The organism is Rhodococcus sp. C-2 (assembly GCF_027854095.1).
Taxonomy (GTDB): domain Bacteria; phylum Actinomycetota; class Actinomycetes; order Mycobacteriales; family Mycobacteriaceae; genus Rhodococcus_F; species Rhodococcus_F qingshengii.
The window spans coordinates 327,752-343,817 of record NZ_JAQGFI010000007.1 but is presented as its reverse complement, the minus strand read 5'-3'; the positions used below and the strand labels follow the sequence as shown (position 1 = coordinate 343,817).

20 protein-coding genes and 1 pseudogene are annotated in these 16,066 nt (G+C 62.1%); 12 read left to right on the top strand and 9 right to left on the bottom strand.

Features of this window, described 5'->3' with window-relative positions; all coding sequences use genetic code 11:
• The first annotated feature begins 172 nt into the window (after positions 1-172).
• A complete protein-coding gene (locus PCS43_RS17760; protein ID WP_003941625.1) occupies positions 173-928 on the top strand; it encodes a DUF4191 domain-containing protein in 756 nt (251 codons plus the stop codon).
• A gap of 73 nt (positions 929-1,001) precedes the next feature.
• On the opposite strand, the gene PCS43_RS17755 is transcribed toward PCS43_RS17760, so the two are convergent.
• Positions 1,002-1,475 carry an RDD family protein gene (locus tag PCS43_RS17755; protein WP_209908928.1) on the bottom strand — a complete coding sequence of 158 codons (474 nt, stop codon included), beginning with the start codon at positions 1,473-1,475 and terminating at the stop codon, positions 1,002-1,004.
• 213 nt (positions 1,476-1,688) lie between these two features.
• On the opposite strand from PCS43_RS17755, the gene glnA reads away from it, so the two are divergent.
• The 4 genes and pseudogenes from glnA to PCS43_RS33465 all read left to right on the top strand — a co-directional run.
• On the top strand, positions 1,689-3,125 hold the full coding sequence (gene glnA / locus PCS43_RS17750) for a type I glutamate--ammonia ligase (protein WP_003941609.1): 1,437 nt from the start codon (positions 1,689-1,691) through the stop codon (positions 3,123-3,125).
• A 183-nt stretch (positions 3,126-3,308) separates the two neighbouring features.
• Positions 3,309-3,851, top strand: a complete 543-nt coding sequence (locus tag PCS43_RS17745; RefSeq protein ID WP_073512208.1) for a hypothetical protein — start codon at positions 3,309-3,311, stop codon at positions 3,849-3,851.
• Positions 3,852-3,937: 86 nt separating this feature from the next.
• A complete protein-coding gene (locus PCS43_RS17740; RefSeq protein ID WP_073512207.1) occupies positions 3,938-4,306 on the top strand; it encodes an IS110 family transposase in 369 nt (122 codons plus the stop codon).
• A pseudogene (locus PCS43_RS33465) lies at positions 4,224-4,574 on the top strand (transposase); the annotation flags it as partial. The gene PCS43_RS17740 and the pseudogene PCS43_RS33465, both read left to right, overlap by 83 nt.
• Before the next feature lie 59 nt (positions 4,575-4,633).
• On the opposite strand, the gene PCS43_RS17735 reads toward PCS43_RS33465, so the two are convergent.
• From PCS43_RS17735 to PCS43_RS17715, 5 genes are all read right to left on the bottom strand, one after another.
• Positions 4,634-5,860, bottom strand: a complete 1,227-nt coding sequence (locus PCS43_RS17735) for an MFS transporter (RefSeq protein ID WP_143173040.1) — start codon at positions 5,858-5,860, stop codon at positions 4,634-4,636.
• 264 nt (positions 5,861-6,124) lie between these two features.
• The gene (locus PCS43_RS17730; protein ID WP_073512204.1) at positions 6,125-7,180 is read right to left on the bottom strand and encodes a hypothetical protein; all 1,056 of its coding nucleotides are present in this window, start codon (positions 7,178-7,180) and stop codon (positions 6,125-6,127) included.
• Between the two features lie 160 nt (positions 7,181-7,340).
• Entirely contained in the window at positions 7,341-7,748 is a 408-nt protein-coding gene (locus PCS43_RS17725) for a hypothetical protein (RefSeq protein WP_125051374.1), read from the bottom strand.
• A gap of 180 nt (positions 7,749-7,928) precedes the next feature.
• Entirely contained in the window at positions 7,929-8,387 is a 459-nt protein-coding gene (locus PCS43_RS17720; protein WP_003941615.1) for a DUF5994 family protein, read from the bottom strand.
• A gap of 96 nt (positions 8,388-8,483) precedes the next feature.
• On the bottom strand, positions 8,484-8,879 hold the full coding sequence (locus PCS43_RS17715) for a PPOX class F420-dependent oxidoreductase (protein WP_245361458.1): 396 nt from the start codon (positions 8,877-8,879) through the stop codon (positions 8,484-8,486).
• A gap of 187 nt (positions 8,880-9,066) precedes the next feature.
• On the opposite strand from PCS43_RS17715, the gene PCS43_RS17710 reads away from it, so the two are divergent.
• The 5 genes from PCS43_RS17710 (at position 9,067) to PCS43_RS17690 (ending at position 12,456) form a co-directional block, all read left to right on the top strand.
• The gene (locus tag PCS43_RS17710) at positions 9,067-10,254 is read left to right on the top strand and encodes an inorganic phosphate transporter (protein ID WP_007735433.1); all 1,188 of its coding nucleotides are present in this window, start codon (positions 9,067-9,069) and stop codon (positions 10,252-10,254) included.
• 14 nt (positions 10,255-10,268) lie between these two features.
• Positions 10,269-10,550, top strand: coding sequence for a hypothetical protein (locus PCS43_RS17705; RefSeq protein WP_003941641.1), 282 nt, complete (start codon positions 10,269-10,271; stop codon positions 10,548-10,550).
• A 34-nt stretch (positions 10,551-10,584) separates the two neighbouring features.
• Positions 10,585-10,911 (top strand): DUF3349 domain-containing protein, encoded by a 327-nt coding sequence (locus PCS43_RS17700; RefSeq protein ID WP_003941653.1) that lies wholly within the window; start codon positions 10,585-10,587, stop codon positions 10,909-10,911.
• An 11-nt stretch (positions 10,912-10,922) separates the two neighbouring features.
• A complete protein-coding gene (locus PCS43_RS17695; RefSeq protein WP_007735437.1) occupies positions 10,923-11,261 on the top strand; it encodes a DUF3349 domain-containing protein in 339 nt (112 codons plus the stop codon).
• Between the two features lie 151 nt (positions 11,262-11,412).
• Complete coding sequence (locus PCS43_RS17690; protein WP_178377298.1) at positions 11,413-12,456, top strand: alpha/beta hydrolase; 1,044 nt, start codon at positions 11,413-11,415, stop codon at positions 12,454-12,456.
• A gap of 70 nt (positions 12,457-12,526) precedes the next feature.
• On the opposite strand, the gene PCS43_RS17685 is transcribed toward PCS43_RS17690, so the two are convergent.
• On the bottom strand, positions 12,527-12,919 hold the full coding sequence (locus tag PCS43_RS17685) for a VOC family protein (RefSeq protein WP_030537550.1): 393 nt from the start codon (positions 12,917-12,919) through the stop codon (positions 12,527-12,529).
• A gap of 56 nt (positions 12,920-12,975) precedes the next feature.
• On the opposite strand from PCS43_RS17685, the gene PCS43_RS17680 reads away from it, so the two are divergent.
• Both PCS43_RS17680 and PCS43_RS17675 read left to right on the top strand, forming a co-directional pair.
• Positions 12,976-13,755, top strand: coding sequence for a helix-turn-helix domain-containing protein (locus PCS43_RS17680; RefSeq protein WP_228232662.1), 780 nt, complete (start codon positions 12,976-12,978; stop codon positions 13,753-13,755).
• 2 nt (positions 13,756-13,757) lie between these two features.
• Positions 13,758-14,108 carry an inorganic pyrophosphatase gene (locus PCS43_RS17675; RefSeq protein ID WP_047270827.1) on the top strand — a complete coding sequence of 117 codons (351 nt, stop codon included), beginning with the start codon at positions 13,758-13,760 and terminating at the stop codon, positions 14,106-14,108.
• Here PCS43_RS17675 and PCS43_RS17670 read toward each other — a convergent pair.
• On the bottom strand, positions 14,101-15,210 hold the full coding sequence (locus PCS43_RS17670; protein ID WP_073512202.1) for an LLM class flavin-dependent oxidoreductase: 1,110 nt from the start codon (positions 15,208-15,210) through the stop codon (positions 14,101-14,103). The two genes, PCS43_RS17675 and PCS43_RS17670, sit on opposite strands and share 8 nt — an antisense overlap.
• Positions 15,210-16,055: a hydroxyethylthiazole kinase gene (gene thiM / locus PCS43_RS17665; protein ID WP_050656432.1), complete on the bottom strand. Its 846-nt coding sequence runs from the start codon at positions 16,053-16,055 to the stop codon at positions 15,210-15,212. The genes PCS43_RS17670 and thiM overlap by 1 nt, the downstream gene beginning before the upstream one ends.
• Between the last annotated feature and the right edge of the window lie 11 nt (positions 16,056-16,066).

Sequence of the window (16,066 nt, the reverse complement as noted above, 5' to 3'; positions counted from 1 at the left end):
CATGGCCGCGAACTTCCCGAGGCGCAGCGTCATCTGACCGAGGGCGGCGACGCTTCCCAGGAAGCCAGCTCACTCATGGCGCGCCTGAATCGCTGATCCACTTTTTGCTGTGCGCCTTTATTAACCGCGGGCGGTTAGTAAAGGCGCACAGCAATGGACGTATCCTGAGTACATGGCGAACGGCAGCAAATCCGGTAAGGGCAAACCCACCAAAGAGGCAAAGGCTGCAGCGAAGGCTGCCCGCAAGCAGGCTTCCAAGGAACGTAGAACTCAGCTCTGGCAGGCATTCCAGATGCAGCGCAAGGACGACAAGCTCCTCCTGCCGCTGATGATCGGCACCCTCGTCGGTGCGGCTCTGGTCTTCTTCCTGGTCGGCCTCATCTGGGGCCTTCAGTGGTTCCTGCTGCCGATCGGCATCGTTCTCGGTCTCCTCGGCGCCTTCATCATCTTCGGTCGTCGCGTCCAGAAATCGGTGTACAAGAAGGCTGAAGGTCAAGCCGGTGCCGCTGCGTGGGCGCTCGACAACATGCAGGGTGCGTGGCGCGTCACGAATGCCGTCGCCGGCACTACCCAACTCGATGCCGTTCACCGCGTCGTCGGACGGCCGGGTGTCATCCTCGTCGCCGAAGGTTCGCCGCAACGCGTCAAGGGCCTCCTCGCGCAGGAGAAGAAGAAGACCGCCCGCCTCATCGGCGACACCCCGATCTACGACATCATCATCGGCAACGACGAGGGCCAGGTTCCGCTCTCGCAGCTCCAGCGCTACTTGAACAAGTTGCCCCGCAACATCGACACCAAGCGCATGGACAACATCGAAGGTCGCCTCGCTGCACTGAGCGCACGCGGCGGCGGAGCAGCGCTTCCCAAGGGCCCGATGCCCGGAGGCGCGAAGATGAAGGGAATGCAGCGAACCATTCGTCGTCGCTGACACTCCCCCACAGCAAAACGAAAGACCCGGGCCCACACGGACCCGGGTCTTTCTTTACTTCGAGAAATTTGTGTCAGCGCGATTTCACGAGCAAAGTGCCGGTCGCGCGGTCCTGCATACCGCGACCGTCGATGTCGGTGATGGTCGCGGGAATCACGAACACAAGCAGTGCCTGACGTCCGAGCGCGCGCACGAAGCCCACTCGAATCGGGCCTTCGATTCGTGCAACCTGAAGTCCGAGGACGAACTGCCCCGGTGTGAAGTTGAACAGCGCCACCGTGACGACGCCGACTGCGAACCACACCATCAGCGTGACAGTCGAGGTCATACCGTCGAAGAAGTCGCCGGTGATGAGCGAGGCCACTCCCACAGCCATCACCCAATCCACCAACAGTGCCGCGATACGACGGCCCGAACCGACCAGCGAACCCGGACCCTTCTGAGGGAAACCGAGGAGCTCGCCACGGTACGACTGCTCACGGCCGTCCGCGCTCTTCGGCAAAGCTGCTTGCGGCCCAGAGAGCCAAGTTCCGGTGATACGTGCCATGCTGTCCAGGATAGGCGTCGCAGCACCGTAGTCCAGATTTGCCGGGTTTTAACTGTGTGGCCGGTCACATGGACTTCGGAAATCCCCAGGATGCTGCGACGCGTAACACTGCCGAAACAAAGGGTTGACGAGCGGGCAACACCAGCTCCCTACCGTCTGCCTCGACGGATTCAACCGACATCACTTGGCTGAAGCGACTTAAGGAGCACAAGCGTGGCGTTCACCACGGCCGAAGAGGTCATCAAGTACATCGCGGACGAGAACATCGAGTACGTCGACATTCGGTTCAGCGACCTGCCCGGCGTCCAGCAGCACTTCTCGATCCCGGCGTCTGCTTTCAACCAGGACGTGTTCGAGGACGGCCTCGCATTCGACGGATCTTCGGTCCGCGGATTCCAGTCGATCCACGAGTCCGACATGATGTTGCTTCCCGACGTCACCACGGCGCAGATCGACCCCTTCCGCAAGGCGAAGACCCTCAACATCAACTTCTTCGTGCACGACCCGTTCACCCGTGAGTCCTACAGCCGCGACCCGCGCAACGTTGCCCGCAAGGCCGAGGAGTACTTGGTCAGCACCGGCATCGCGGACACCGCATTCTTCGGCGCCGAGGCCGAGTTCTACATCTTCGACTCGGTTCGCTACGACTCCGGCATGAACTCCGCTTTCTACGAATTGGATTCCATCTCCGGTTCCTGGAACACCGGCGCAGAGACCAACGCCGACGGCTCCCCGAACCTCGGCTACAAGGTTCGCGCCAAGGGTGGCTACTTCCCCGTCGCTCCGTACGACCACTACGTGGACCTGCGCGACGAAATCTCCACCAACCTGACCAACGCGGGCTTCGAGCTCGAGCGCGGCCACCACGAGGTCGGCACCGGCGGACAGCAGGAGATCAACTACAAGTTCAACACGCTGCTCGCAGCTGCTGACGACCTGCAGTTGTTCAAGTACATCGTCAAGAACACCTGCTGGCAGCACGGCAAGTCCGCGACCTTCATGCCGAAGCCGCTCTTCGGTGACAACGGCTCGGGCATGCACGTCCACCAGTCCCTGTGGAAGGACGGCAAGCCCCTCTTCCACGACGAGTCCGGCTACGCAGGCCTCTCGGACATGGCTCGCCACTACATCGGCGGCATCCTGCACCACGCTCCGTCGCTGTTGGCCTTCACCAACCCGACGATCAACTCGTACCACCGTCTGGTGCCGGGCTACGAAGCCCCCATCAACCTCGTGTACAGCCAGCGCAACCGCTCGGCAGCTGTCCGTATCCCGATCACGGGCAACAACCCGAAGGCAAAGCGTCTCGAGTTCCGCGCACCCGACTCCTCGGGTAATCCGTACCTCAACTTCGCTGCACAGATGATGGCCGGCCTGGACGGCATCAAGAACAAGATCGAGCCGATGGCTCCGGTCGACAAGGACCTCTACGAGCTTCCCCCGGAGGAGGCTCGCAACATCCCGCAGGCTCCGACCAGCCTCGAGACGGTCATCAACCGCCTCGAAGCCGATCACGAGTACCTGACCGAGGGTGGCGTCTTCACCACCGACCTTATCGAGACCTGGATCTCGCTCAAGCGCGAGCAGGAAATCGCTCCGGTCAACCTGCGTCCGCACCCGTACGAGTTCGAGCTCTACTACGACGTGTGATCCGCATCCTGACGTAAGTCAGACCTGCGAGTACCGAGTCCACCCGTCCCGCTTCTGCGGGGCGGGTGGACTTGTTTCGGTCCGATCGAATGTGTCTGCCACACACGTCCCAGCCGCAACTGAGCGGAATTACATCGGGTATACATTCGACCGATGCCAACTTGGGTGCAGGAGGAGCAATAGATGCCCGATCCGTTCGCAATCGAAGTGGACTCCTTCTACAACACGATCGTCCTGCGATCACCGGATGACTACGAACCACTTGCGCCGGGTTGGTTTCCCACCGAACCCCAATTCGTCACCGGCGGACCAGGCCGACTCGTCATCCACACCGGTGGACGCGGGCTCGTACGCGTGACAGTCACCTCCACCGAAACACCAGCCCCTCCGCTCACGGATTCGCTATTCAAAGTGTGGGAGGACATCGCGGAGTGTTCGTTCACCATCAAGAGCGACGCACTCTGCTTCGACGGATTCTCAGGCGAGGTATCGAATCCAATTCCCCATCCGAGGCCAGGCCCGTGCCGAGTGCGAGTGTTAGCTCGGGGACGGACTGAGCACTGGGACGCCTACCGGACACCGGAGTCCCAACCGCAGATACGACTCCACATCCAACTCTGGCCGCAACAACTCGGCGACCCGCACCTCATCCAGTACCGAGACCGGATTACCGGAAATCGTAGCCGAACCGACGACACCCCCGAGGAAAAGCAGGCCACCACGTAGCCGGGAACATCTCTCTCCACTGCGCAGTTCTGCTCCGGGCACGGCTACCGGATCCAGTAGTTTTCTGTGCCGAGGCCGGTAGCGAAGTGCGGGTAGTCGACCTACCTGCCAGGGCTGCGGATACAGCGTTTCGCGGACCTGTACCCGGCAACGGAAAGACCGACGCGAAAGATGCTTTCATCATCGTCGATGCCGCCCGCACACTCCCCGATACGCTGTTGCCGATCGGAAAGGCCTGCGACCTTGTCGAGGGTCCACGCGTGCTGTCCGAATTCGACGCCGATCTGGCGGTCGACGAAAACCGGTTGATCAACCGCCTGCGGTCGATGCTGTTGTCGGTGAATCCGCCACGGACGCGCGATCGGCGCGCAGATGCACCGCCCGGTCGGACCAGGATTGCTCGCGAAGTTCGGTGGACCGGCCGGGTTCGCCGCCGCGACCTGGCCGCGCGCTGAGAGCAACCCTGGCCGAATACCCGGCTGGTCCGATCTTGACGTCGCTACCGGGCGTGGGCATACGGACCGGTGTGACGATGCTCATCGAGATCACCGACATCGGTCGTTCCGCGACGCAGGGGCGCTCGCCGTTTACGCCGGGGTCGCACCTCGCACACATCGCTCCGGAACGTCCGTCAAAGGTGAGCACCGACAACACAGCGGCAACGCCAGACTCAAACGCGCCAAGTATCTTTCAGCGTTCGCTGCTCTCAAGGATCCGATCTCCCGTGCCGACTACGACCGAAAACGAGCTGAGGGCAGGCGTGGCTGGTGCGCGTCTCGAGGTCAGAGTTCGCGCGCCGGATGTCGTATCGGAGAGAACCCCAATGTGGCTGCAGCGATAGCGAACACAACAACGACGCCGAGCAGGGTTAGGCGTTCACCGATCGCGCCGACCAGCAGACCTGCTATCACTGCGCCGAGCGCAGCCATGGTGCGGTTGACGGAGCGTCGGGCGGCATTCACACGCCCGAGAAGCTCATCGGGGGTGAGTGTTTGCCAATAGCCCATCTCGTTCGCGTTCTCCGCGCCCGCTGCCAACCCTTGCAGGCCCAGTGCTGCGAAGAGCAGTACATGGCCGACACCTGTGTCCGTCGCGAAGGCCACGAGAAGCCAGGTGACGGGGTATACCGTGCGGGCGAGGATGACTGCTCGTCCTGATCCGATGCGCGTGCCGAGCGCGTGAGCGCAAGATGTGCCGAGGAGGCTTGCGACACCGAACGTCGTCAGCAGCAAACCGTATGTGTAGGCGCTGAACCCGAGCGAGCGGAGAGCGAACAGCGACAGCACAGTCAACGCAGCTCCGTTGGCAAGGAACCACACGTGTGTCGATATCGCGAGCGGGTTGAGAGTGCGGTGGCGATACGTGAATCTCAGACCCTCACGCACTTCGTTCATCAGGTTTCGGGAGCGAGTAACGGATCGAGGCTCGTCTACGTCGAGCCCGAAATTGAGTGCGGCATCAGCGAAATAGCTGATTGCGTCGACGGCAATCACCACGGGAGCGCCGAGCAGGCCTACGAGTGTGCCTCCGACCGTTGGCCCCAATGTCGTTGCCGCTGCGTCGGCTTGGTCGAGTCGAGCGTTTGCTTTCACCAGTTGACTGCGTGGAACCAGCCGGGGCAACAAGGACTGCATCGCAGCGAAGCCGAACACCGAGAAGGAGCCGAACAACAGCAACACGATGACCAGAACCCAGACGTGCAGAAGCCCGGCGAGCCACAGAAGCGGGACGGCACCGAGCACAACTGCCCGACCGACGCTCGCCCACACGAGAATTGGCTTGCGCCGCCACCGATCGACGTAGACCCCCGCGACCAACCCGAGCACCGCATACGGGATCAACTGAGCCGCGTTCACCACACCCACTTCGAACGGCGTCGCGTCCAAAAGCTGCACTACCAAAATGGGCATCGCCACAGCTGTCACCGACGAGCCGGCCGAACTGATCACCGCGGCCGTGAGAAAGCGTCGAAATGATGAACGGTGACCTGCCGGCGAATCGTCACTCATCGCTGACATCCACGACGCCACACAGCCGACTGCACCAGTCTGTCCCGCTCATGCACGGCACTGTAACCGAGCACGCCCGATATCGGTGCTGAGGACGAGGCGGCTGTTGGCATTGCCAAATTGATAGAAGCACTCAACCGTGACCAAGGACCAGAGCGGACACAGCCCCTCACCTCGTCCGCGTAGGTGGGGTTACCCGTCTCGACTTGCACTCCGCGATGCTCACCGAGTGGACATTGCACAGCGAACACGATTGGCTGTCACTCATTGTTGCGTTTCTTCGACCCAGTCGGGGTGTTCGCGGCTGTCGTCGAGCACCCAGGTACGGGATTCGTCGCCGATGCGGTCGGGGTCAGTGAGCCAGCATGTTGCGTCGGGCGCCCACCCGGCGATGACGCTCGCCGTCTCGTCGTCGACTCCGATCGCGGTTCCCGCCGCGGCCAGGTATCCCATAACGGTGAGATGCACGCCCGTGTAGCTCTCAGCGACGAGCTGCCAGTTGGGGATGACCCAGCGCCCTGATCGTCCGGTGGTCCGGTACCAGTCGTGTCGTTTATCCGCGGTGACCTCGAGGGGGAACCGTCTGCAGAGTTCCGCCCACGCCTGCGCGCCGTCGATCTCGTATATGCGAGCGCCGGCGGGTGCGTCGACTTGTCGCACGGCGATGCGTTTCCAACCCATGCTGTCTTCGACGAACCACAATTCTGCCGGGGTCCCGTCGAACAGTGCCCGTGTCGAACACCGAACAGACGGATTCGACCACCAGTAACCGGACCAGTTCGCCTTCGGATCGGTCGGACGATCAGCGGCTCGCGCTTCCGCTGCGAGAGTGTGCTCATGCCAGTCGCTCAGGAGTTCTGCAGCCGTCGACTCAAAGGTATCGGGGCTGTCGTCGTCCCGGCTCACTATCACCCATTGGTCGGTCTCGGCGAGCGCGGTCGTCCACCACTGCAAGTGTTGGGATCGTGCGATGTGCTCGGCGACTCGTCGAAGCTCATGCCGTACCGGCTCGGTTGTGACGAGGATGTCTTCACCGTCGGGGTCCTGCCAGTAGCGCGCTGTGTCCGTCGCTGCGGCGAGGGCCGAACGGAGTGCAACCTCGGTCACCTCGGGAAGCGGTACTTCGGACAGGCGGTGCGCTACATCGTCGGCAGTGACGACGGTCTGCCGCGCTTCGTCTGCGCCGGGGCCGAACAATACGCTCGAGTCTCGGTCGGGGTCGAGGTGATAGGAGGCCAGAAAAACCGCGGAACCAAACGAGTCGTCATGTGGCTCGGGTCGCCGGATCCGTTCGGCATCCATCACGTAGTCAAGCAGCATCCGCCGTCCGCGTGGCCCCGACAACAACGTATCCGCTGTACTCGTTGTGCTCACTGCCTCAGGCTCCTCGTTTTCCGTCATGACTGTGTGTACCAGTGTGACGACCTATCGGTGTTGTGCGCTTGGGCCACACACCCCGGCGGCCCCAGCGGATCGGGCATCACTCGTCGAACACGAAGGTGGCGCTGCCATCTTCTGGTAGTTCGTAAACGATCACCTCGTTGCCGATACCCGTGACAGCAGACACGAAAGTGGTCGTCTCCCTGTCGATCCCGACGAGCCAACTGATCCCGACACCCTGCTGACGGGGTACTCGACGGAAGACCGATTCACCCCCTTCTATAGCCGCTCCCGGGTGCAACGATCGGGCTGTGTCCAACACCGCTTGCCGCACGGCACCGAGGTCGATCAGGTCATCGTCAGGTCCGATGTGTGACGGCTGCAAATACGTCAGAGCGAACGGCAGACGGATCATCACCTTGGGCTCGGGCGCGGACCCCTGCACCGGAACAAAGTAGAAGCCCCACCCCCGTGGGGAGGGTGGGGCTTCCTTCGGTCCGGCGCTCACGCACAGCGGGAGGGTGGTGGACGTGCCGGACCGACGACACGGCAGGGAGTCAAGCTGCCGCGCCCAAGCGCTGACCTGAAGGAATGCGCCTGAGATCGTGGTTACGAGAACCATCAAACCAGACAAACTGGACGCATGTTCAGTAATTGAGAGATTCGACCCCCGCACGTCAGAAAAATCTCACTGCACCCGATAGGTTTCGCTGCGGCCAGGATCAACCAACCGCCGCATGATCTCGTACGCGCGGTCCGGATCCGTGTACGGCGGAATCATCATCAGAACGAGTTGACGACCATAGATGTCGTCGAGATACATCAAATCGTGGGGCTGGCCAGGGTACGGACCCCGCACTTCCAGTCCGTCGACCTCGTCGATACGACGCTGCGCGCTGCTGATCGTGTTCCAGTCGAACGCAACCCGCGCGATCGGCCCCAACCTCAGCGAAAGTGCGGATATCAGATCGTGAAGCTCCGCCGTGACGTTCGTGGTCCACGGGAACCACGCGCCGTCAACCGATGCCTTGACGGCACCTTGCCCACGAAGCAGGAATCGCGGAGTCCGCGTCGGCGACGGGAAAGGTTGCCCGACATGGCGCTGCGGCGCTTCCATTGCATAGTCGAGAGTGCTGATGTGCGCCATGACGAGGCTCCTTGACGGAGGATTCGTGGAACCGTCAGGCAGAGGTGCCCGGTCGTGGGTTCCATACCTTCAGACTACTCCGCTACGCAATCCCGACTACGCATCGACGGAAATGATCACGCCGGTGTCGCCGTACGGGAACGGACCATTACCGATGTGACCGAGGGTGTTGAAGAATTTCGAAATAGGCACCATCACAACGTATTTCGCTTTGACTTTGCTGCGGATCTCGTCGAATTCAGCTCCACCGCTCACCAACTGAGCGGTCCCGGTGACCGGCGACGCACCGTCGGCAACCTTTCCGCGGTTGTTGCACGGCACTACGGTGACGCGTGGGTTGTTTCGCAGACGCTTGGCCTTACCCGACTTCGAGGAAGTCCAGAAGCCGATACGTCCGTCAGGCAGAGGCACGACCCACGTCGGCGTGGCTACGCCGTCACCGCTCTTACGGAATGTGGTGACCGAGATCGTCTTCTCTTCGCCCAGGGACATGAGACGAGCGTATGCCTCCACGAACTCCACGACCATGCACACGAATGAATTTTCTCTGCCTCAGGCGTTTCAAAACGGACAATTATCCGGACGAAGGTGAACAACAGGTGCCGAGTGGTGGAAATGTCGCGGAACGACCACGTCTGAGGTCGATTTGAGGCCCGGAGGTGTTGGAACATGACTTCTCGTGAATGCGGAACTCATCGTTCTCCTCGTCGTCGTCGTAACCGCTCTGGGGTTCGACTTCACCAACGGTTTTCATGACACTGGCAACGCTATGGCCACGTCGATTGCAACCGGCGCCCTCAAGCCCAAGGTGGCAGTCGCTCTGTCTGCTTCCTTGAACCTGGTCGGAGCTTTCCTCTCGGTAGAGGTTGCTGCCACTGTGGCCAAGGGTGTGGTGAACCTCGGAAATGTGGGTGGCCAAGCGCTGCTCACCATCGTCTTCGCCGGCCTTGTCGGCGGCATCATCTGGAACCTGGCAACGTGGTTGCTCGGCATCCCCTCGAGTTCCTCACACGCGCTGTTCGGCGGACTGATCGGCGCCGCAATCGCGTCCCTCGGAATGAGCGGTGTCGCCTGGAGCGGCGTCCTCAGCAAGGTTGTCATCCCCGCAGTTCTCGCGCCCGTCGTGGCCGGCTTGGTTGCCGCGGCCGGCACCTGGCTCATCTACCGCATCACCTCCAACGTCGGAGAAGAAACCAAGGACAAAGGTTTCCGACTCGGCCAGATCGGTTCGGCTTCACTCGTTTCCCTCGCACACGGCACCAACGACGCTCAGAAGACCATGGGCGTCATCTTCCTCGCCCTGGTCGCCCACGGAACCATTTCCGCCGACGCGGACATGCCGTTCTGGGTCAAGCTCACCTGTGCGCTCGCGATCGCTGCCGGAACCTACCTCGGCGGTTGGCGAGTCATCCGCACTCTCGGCAAGGGACTTGTCGAGATTGCCGCACCACAAGGCATGGCAGCCGAAGCATCCTCTGCTGCAATCATTCTCACCTCCAGCCACCTCGGCCTTCCGCTCTCCACCACCCATGTGGCGACGGGTTCCATCATGGGAACCGGTCTGGGACGCAAGGGCGCCGAAGTTCGTTGGGGCGTAGCCGGACGTATGGCGGTCGCCTGGTTGATCACTCTTCCGTCCGCTGCAATCGTCGGCGCTCTGTGCTGGGGACTGGCCGACATCGTCGGCGGCCTGCCCGGTGTCCTGGTCGTCTTCGCCGTGCTCATCGCGTTGGCCGGCTGGATGTACCTGCGCTCCCGCAAGGAGCCCATCGATCCGAGCAACGTCAACGCCGAGTGGGACGGCGGCCTGGTGCCTGCAGAGGTCCCCGGTCCGGACGCCCGCGTCACCACCGACGCCAAAGCCTGAAAGAGGGAATCGACATGGATATCTTGAAAAACACCGTCGACTCGCTCTGGCAGGTCGTACTGGTCGGCCTCCTGCTGGGCGCCGGACTACCGGCGATCTTCGCAATCGGCCTGAAGTCGCTCGACGCCGGACAACGTGGCAGTGGCGGCGGGAGCACTGCCGTCGCGGCTCGCAGTCCGTTGGCCGTGGCAGGCGCAGTGGTGTGCTTCGCGGTCGTGCTCATCGCGATCGTCACCGGAATCCTCTTCATCATGCAGGGCTTCCTCAGCCACACATTCGGCATCGAGATCTTCTGATCCCGTGCGCCCTCACGAGCGGAAAGACATCACCGTGACTGCACCGACTCCATCCCTTCCTCAATCCATTCTTGACTGGCTTCGCGCCGGCTACCCCGAAGGCATACCGCCCAAGGACCGCATTCCGCTGGTCGCATTGCTACGACGCAAACTCTCGGACGCGCAAATTCGAGACATTGCCATCGGCGCTGCACTCGCAGAACTGAGCGACGTCAACAGCGACCAGGTGATCTCGAGCGACGAGATCAGCGCTCAGATCGCCGATCTGACGAGCCAGACTCCCTCGGACGAGGACATCGCGCGCGTTGCCTCCGTCCTTGCTGCCGCCGGGTGGCCCCTCGCTGATCTCGACAACCACTGAAGCTCGATTCGTTGAGTCTTCCACCACTTCTGGCTTCGATACTCGGCTGGCTGCGTGCCGGGTATCCGAACGGTGTGCCGGAGCAGGACTACGTCCCTTTGATGGCCCTGCTCCGGCGACAACTGTCCGACGACGAGATCGCCGTTCTTGCTGACGATCTCGTCGCCGGCTTTCCGCTTCCGGTCGATCCGATCGACTTTCCCGGTTCGGTCGATCCGATCGACATCGGCGTCCTCATCACCAAGGTCACCGACGATATTCCGCACGAATCGGACGTCGCTCGGGTACGTGAACACCTGATTCGTGGAGGTTGGCAAATCGTGGCACAACCTCCGGTCGACGACGCCTGACGGCATTACGGTAAATCGGACCAGTTTGATAACGAACCGGTAACGGTGCCGTCGAGGTCAATACAGACCACTTAGTGTCATAAGGAATTCCGCGCCTCGGGGGGCTCGGTCGGATTTCGGTGTGCAAGCACCTTTGGGGCGGGAGTGATACATGCACGAGGCTCACACAGATTTGGCGAAGAACCCAGATATTTCGAACCCGGATCTTTCGAGAAACCGTATTTCGAAACGAATCAAGCGTCGGATCCTGGGCCTCGCAGCGACAGCACTCGCACTCCCCCTGACCGCAGGCCTGATCAGCGGATCGGTAGCGACCGCAGCGCCCGCGCGTACCGCCCCGGCCGGTGGCTACGAGGAAGTGTTCGTAGACTCGTCGATGGGACCGATCAAGGTTCAGATCCAGTGGGCTTCGCGCGGCGGCAACGCGGCGCTCTATCTTCTCGATGGCCTACGAGCACGCGACGACCGAAACGCATGGAGTTTCGAGACCAACGCTCTCGAGCAGTATCGCGGCGACAACGTCACGCTGGTCATGCCGGTCGGCGGGCAGTCCAGCTTTTACTCCGACTGGTATGCGAACAGCAATTTGAATCGCCAGCCGGTCACGTACAAATGGGAAACCTTCCTCACCCAGGAACTTCCCGCCTATCTGGAATCGCGCGGCGTCTCCCGAACCAACAACGGCGTGCTCGGACTGTCCATGGGTGGCAGCGCGGCACTGACGCTAGCCGCCTACCACCGCGATCAGTTCAAGTTCGCCGGTTCGCTCTCGGGATACCTCAACATCTCAGCTCCAGGCATGCGTGAGGCGATCCGGGTGGCCATGGTCAGCGCCGGGTCCTTCAATGTCGATGCAATGTGGGGACCGCCGTGGAACCCCGCTTGGCTCCGCAACGATCCCTTCGTGTTTGCACCCGAACTGGCTGGGCTCTCGCTGTACATATCCGCTGCGAGCGGCCTACCCGGGCAGTTCGATCAACCGCGTCGTCCCGTCGACTTCGTAAACACCGGTAGTGCAATCGGCCTCGAAGCACTGGCCTTGATGAACTCACGCGCATTCCAGTTGCGCATGAACTCGCTGGGAATTCCGGCAACGTACAGCTTCCCGGCCAACGGCACGCATTCGTGGCCGTACTGGGGTGCGGAATTGTGGAAGGCCCGAGGCCAGATCCTCGACACCCTCGACGCTTGGTGAACTGACAACTGGATCAACGACAATCGCAGGCCCCGACCGATATTCGTTCGGGGCCTGCGCCGTTCGAAAATCAGAGCGTGGCAAAGAGATCCACGGTGTTGCCGTCCGGATCGAGAAGAACGGCGTAACGCTGGCCCCACACGGCGTCGAAGGGCGCCTTGTGCCCGGGGAACTCTGCTGTTATGCGCTGATACGCCTCGTCGACTGCGGCGGGAGTCCCGAAATCGAAGGCCAAGGCGACGGGGTGTCGACCTTCCCCGACGGCGAAGTCAGGATCGAAGCTCGCGATGGTGGACAGCGCGTCCCAGGCCAGCCGAAGCCCACCGTCGAAAGTGAACTCCACATGCGGAGCGTCAGCGGGTGTTTCCGGAATGCCGAGCCCGAGGGTTCGGTAGAACGCGAGGGAACGAGCGAGATCGTTGGTGACGATTCCGACGAGATCGAGTCTCGGAGAGACGGACACGGTATTTCTCCTGTTTCAGGTCGAGAAGTGATCGGCGAGTGTGTGACGATGATCTGATGACCGGCGCTGACACCCTCGCTCTCGACGGTAGTCGGACGGTAGCGTCGAGTCTTGAACAAAACGGCCACACCTATATCGAGACTCAGATCACCGATTCGGCCGGCGTCTTCAGTTGCACGTGGAAAAGCACCAGCGAAGCCCATACGCCCACGGAAGCAAAGCGGATTCTTCCCGATCTCTGCGCCGACTTCATCGTCGACAGCACCGGAAAGTCGTGGCTCGTCGGACCTGCCACCGGTGCCGATCTGGTTTCGGTCGCCGCCGGTACAACCATGTGGGGCATCCGGATCAATCCACCGGCTCTGCGGAGCCTGCTCGGCACAGCTGCCGACGCGGTGCAGGATTCGAAGATCGCCTTCGACGACATCCTCACTTCCAGACAAGCGCGGGTACTTGCCGACGCCCTGAGCCACGAGGCAGTCGACGCTCACCTACTGGGCCAGTTGTGGCGCGGACTGGAACCCGACCACGGAATCGAGCGTGGTTACTCCGCGCTCATCTCCTCCCCTTCCACGCCGATACGAGAGATTGCTGCAGACCTCGGTGTTTCCGAACGTCATTTCAGACGATCGATCACATCGGCGGTCGGGCTGTCCCCCAAACTGATTCAGAAGGTGCAACGAATGCAGGACGTGTTGACTCTCAGCCGCGGCGCAAATCTCACGCTGTCGTCGCTGGCCGGTCGCGCCGGCTACGCCGACCAAGCCCACCTCGCACGCGATACGCGTGCACTGGCAGGCCTGACACCGACTCAGCTACTGCGCGAGCACCGGTAACGATGAGTGAAGAACTGTTCGCCGCCCTCGATCACCTGGCTGCCACGTCAGCTGTCGTGATCGATCGCCCCCGAGGGTCGGCACACCCGCGGTACCCCGATGCGATCTATCCGCTCGACTACGGCTATCTCGACGGCACGGTCAGCGCGGACGGCGACGGGATCGATCTGTTCCGAGGCTCGGCCGTCGGCAACGGTGTTGTCGCCGTGGCCGTTGTTGCCGACATCGTCAAGAAGGACGTGGAAGTCAAGATCCTTCTCGAATGTACTGCGTCTGAAATCGACACTGCCACAGCATTTCTCCGCGACGTTCTAGGTCTCGGTGCCACTGTCTTGCGGCGCGCCGTCAGCTGAGTTCGTCGAATCGCGGAACAAGATGCTCCGCAACCCACTTCGCTTCCTCGATCAGAGGCCAACCTGCCAGGATCAGTGCAGTCAAACCGGTTCGGCTGCGAAGCGTGCGTACCGAGTCCGTGATCGAATCCGGATCGCCGACGTAGTACACGGCCGATGACCCGGTGCCGAAGATGTCGAGGGGTGACCACGCCGTGATACCCGCGTACAGCCCGTCACCGACGTACAACTCCTCCGGTTCCGGAAGTCGGCCGGAGGCAATCTTGTCCGCCCAACCCTGTCGCTGAGCGTCGCGGGCGGTGAAGGTCTTGAGGTCTTGCTTCCCCTGAGTACGACGACGCACTGCGTTGTCCAAGACATGAGCGATCTGCTCGACGCCCGTCTTCTCGAACAACGAACGGAACCGGTCGTGCGCCTGCGCCTTGGTGGGGCGAACGATCACACCGGTGAGCGCACCGAAGTCGGTGAACTCGCGCCCGGCTGCCTCCGCCGCCGCCCGTGCGGCAGAGAATTTGTCTTCGATGAACGAAGTCTCGCGCAGCATCGCCAAGTAGGTGTCGAGCACCTTGCCTGAATTCGCCAGGCCTGCAGGCGAATCACCGGTACCCCACAGCGGAACCTGATGCCCAGCGGGCGCATCGATACGCAGTGGTGTGTTGGGAAAGTTCGACTCCGTGCCTTCGGCGTAGATGCGGCGGAAGTCCGCCCAGTACTGTTCCCCCAACTCGTAACGCTCGTCGTGGGGCACGTTCATGTCGTACTTGGTCAGGATGTTCTCGCGTCCGTTGACCGAGTTGATCAACAGTCGGCCGCCGCTGAAGGCGTCGAAAGTCAATGCCTTCTCCGCCAGCAGTCGCACCGGCGTCATGTTCGCGTAGACGGCGACGAGGAACTTCATGCGCGTGGTGTGCGCTGCCGCCCACGTCGCCGAGATGAACGGATCGTTCGGCCAGGTGGCAACAAGCGCACCTTCGAATCCGCCGTCGTCGATGGTCTTCGCGAGCTCGATCTGCCTGGCCCCGTCCACGGGGAACAGCCCACCGGGGCTCCACGGGTAGTCCCCGTCTGCCTGGGTGAGATACCAGAATGTCTTGATGCCCATCAGTTCTGCACTCCAGCCGGCAGGTCGAACGATTCGATTCGGGCACGCGAACGGATGGTGTCCGCATTCACGCTGTAGAGCGCGTCGAGGTATGCGACCGCGAAAGAACCAGGACCTGAGGCATTTTCCTCGGCGATCTCCGATGCCACGGCAACATGCGTATGCGCGGCAACCAATCCGTCCAGCGCGGTCGACGTGACGGCGAGGTAGGCAGCGACCAGGCCTCCCAGAGAGCAACCGGTACTGGTCACGCGCGGCAACAGAGCGCTGCCACCGGAGACTCGGATGCCCCGAACGTCGCCGCCACCATCGCGGCCGACGATGTAGTCGACCGGTCCGGATGCCGACACGGCATCCGCACGCTTCAGGAGTGACAGAGCGGCGGGCACTGCGTCGGCGGAATCGGAGGCACTGTCGACGCCGCGGGTGTCACCGCCGAGTCCGGCCAGAGCGATGATCTCCGATGCGTTCCCGCGGATGGCGCTGGGGTGAAAGCGCAGCAGATCCACAGCGATACCGCTCCGCCAGGGTAGTCCGCCGACACCGACGGGATCCAAAACCCATGGCGTACCGGCAGTTCGGGCCGCTTCTGCTGCTATCAGGAAAGCTTCGGCTGTCCCGTCGTCCGGCGTTCCGAGGTTGACGAGCACTCCCCCGGCGATGGCAGCGAACCCACCCGCTTCGTGGACGTTGTCGATGTGAGCGTTGCTTGCGCCGGCGGCGAGCAGAACATTGGTCAAGAAGTTCGCAGAAACGATGTTGGTCAGCGACTGGACGAGCGGTACCTGATCGCGGAGTGCGTCGATCGCCGACGCGACGGTTTCGACAGAGACAGTGTCAGACATGAGAATTCCTT

Excerpts from the sequence above, each read along its gene's own strand:
- PCS43_RS17760 (WP_003941625.1), top strand. The coding sequence starts at position 173 with ATGGCGAACGGCAGCAAATCCGGTAAGGGCAAACCCACCAAAGAGGCA.
- PCS43_RS17755 (WP_209908928.1), bottom strand. The coding sequence starts at position 1,475 with ATGGCACGTATCACCGGAACTTGGCTCTCTGGGCCGCAAGCAGCTTTG.
- PCS43_RS17745 (WP_073512208.1), top strand. The coding sequence starts at position 3,309 with ATGCCCGATCCGTTCGCAATCGAAGTGGACTCCTTCTACAACACGATC.
- PCS43_RS17735 (WP_143173040.1), bottom strand. The coding sequence starts at position 5,860 with ATGAGTGACGATTCGCCGGCAGGTCACCGTTCATCATTTCGACGCTTT.
- PCS43_RS17730 (WP_073512204.1), bottom strand. The coding sequence starts at position 7,180 with ATGCTGCTTGACTACGTGATGGATGCCGAACGGATCCGGCGACCCGAG.
- PCS43_RS17720 (WP_003941615.1), bottom strand. The coding sequence starts at position 8,387 with ATGGCGCACATCAGCACTCTCGACTATGCAATGGAAGCGCCGCAGCGC.
- PCS43_RS17715 (WP_245361458.1), bottom strand. The coding sequence starts at position 8,879 with ATGTCCCTGGGCGAAGAGAAGACGATCTCGGTCACCACATTCCGTAAG.
- PCS43_RS17705 (WP_003941641.1), top strand. The coding sequence starts at position 10,269 with ATGGATATCTTGAAAAACACCGTCGACTCGCTCTGGCAGGTCGTACTG.
- PCS43_RS17690 (WP_178377298.1), top strand. The coding sequence starts at position 11,413 with ATGCACGAGGCTCACACAGATTTGGCGAAGAACCCAGATATTTCGAAC.
- PCS43_RS17680 (WP_228232662.1), top strand. The coding sequence starts at position 12,976 with ATGACCGGCGCTGACACCCTCGCTCTCGACGGTAGTCGGACGGTAGCG.
- PCS43_RS17675 (WP_047270827.1), top strand. The coding sequence starts at position 13,758 with ATGAGTGAAGAACTGTTCGCCGCCCTCGATCACCTGGCTGCCACGTCA.
- PCS43_RS17670 (WP_073512202.1), bottom strand. The coding sequence starts at position 15,210 with ATGGGCATCAAGACATTCTGGTATCTCACCCAGGCAGACGGGGACTAC.
- thiM (WP_050656432.1), bottom strand. The coding sequence starts at position 16,055 with ATGTCTGACACTGTCTCTGTCGAAACCGTCGCGTCGGCGATCGACGCA.